General features: G+C 48.9%; 1 tRNA gene and 1 rRNA gene. Both read right to left on the reverse strand.

The features are described 5' to 3' along the window. Positions 1-288: 288 nt before the first annotated feature. A tRNA-Glu gene (locus tag AC1RKC_RS24100) sits at positions 289-364 on the reverse strand. Positions 365-509: 145 nt separating this feature from the next. Beyond that, positions 510-997, reverse strand: a 16S ribosomal RNA gene (locus AC1RKC_RS24105); the annotation flags it as partial.

Consider the following 997-nt stretch of genomic DNA (forward strand, 5'->3'; position numbering starts at 1 on the left):
GCCCTTCATCGCCTCTGACTGCCTAGGCATCCACCGTGTACGCTTAGTCACTTAACCTCACAACCCGAAGGTGTTTCCACATCGTGCTGCTACATTTGAGAGACTCTATGACAGGTTAATCCTTACCCCAATACTTCTACGGAGGGATAAGTTTCAGCTGTCATGTTTCAATTTTCAGCTTGTTCCAGATTGTTAAAGAGCAATATCTTAAACACGACTCGCAAGAGTCATCTTTAAGATGTTTTCGGTTCCAAGAACCGGTGATAATGTCTTTCACTCATTATCGGATGGCGTCCCCAAGGGGATTCGAACCCCTGTTACAGCCGTGAAAGGGCAGTGTCCTAGGCCTCTAGACGATGGGGACACGAAAATCCGATTAAACTGACTGTCTTAATCGGTTCGTATCAGCATGAGTCAGTGACTCATTACATCAACAGGTAGCGCTTTTGCTCATTACGTTTCTATCAGACAATCTGTGTGAGCACTTCACGCGAATCAATATCATTAGGTAAGGAGGTGATCCAACCGCAGGTTCCCCTACGGTTACCTTGTTACGACTTCACCCCAGTCATGAATCACAAAGTGGTAAGCGCCCTCCCGAAGGTTAAGCTACCTACTTCTTTTGCAACCCACTCCCATGGTGTGACGGGCGGTGTGTACAAGGCCCGGGAACGTATTCACCGTAGCATTCTGATCTACGATTACTAGCGATTCCGACTTCACGGAGTCGAGTTGCAGACTCCGATCCGGACTACGACGTACTTTATGAGGTCCGCTTGCTCTCGCGAGTTCGCTTCTCTTTGTATACGCCATTGTAGCACGTGTGTAGCCCTACTCGTAAGGGCCATGATGACTTGACGTCATCCCCACCTTCCTCCGGTTTATCACCGGCAGTCTCCTTTGAGTTCCCACCATTACGTGCTGGCAACAAAGGATAAGGGTTGCGCTCGTTGCGGGACTTAACCCAACATTTCACAACACGAGCTGACGACAGCCA

This window comes from Serratia sp. GW822-FHT06E05 (assembly GCF_058799445.1).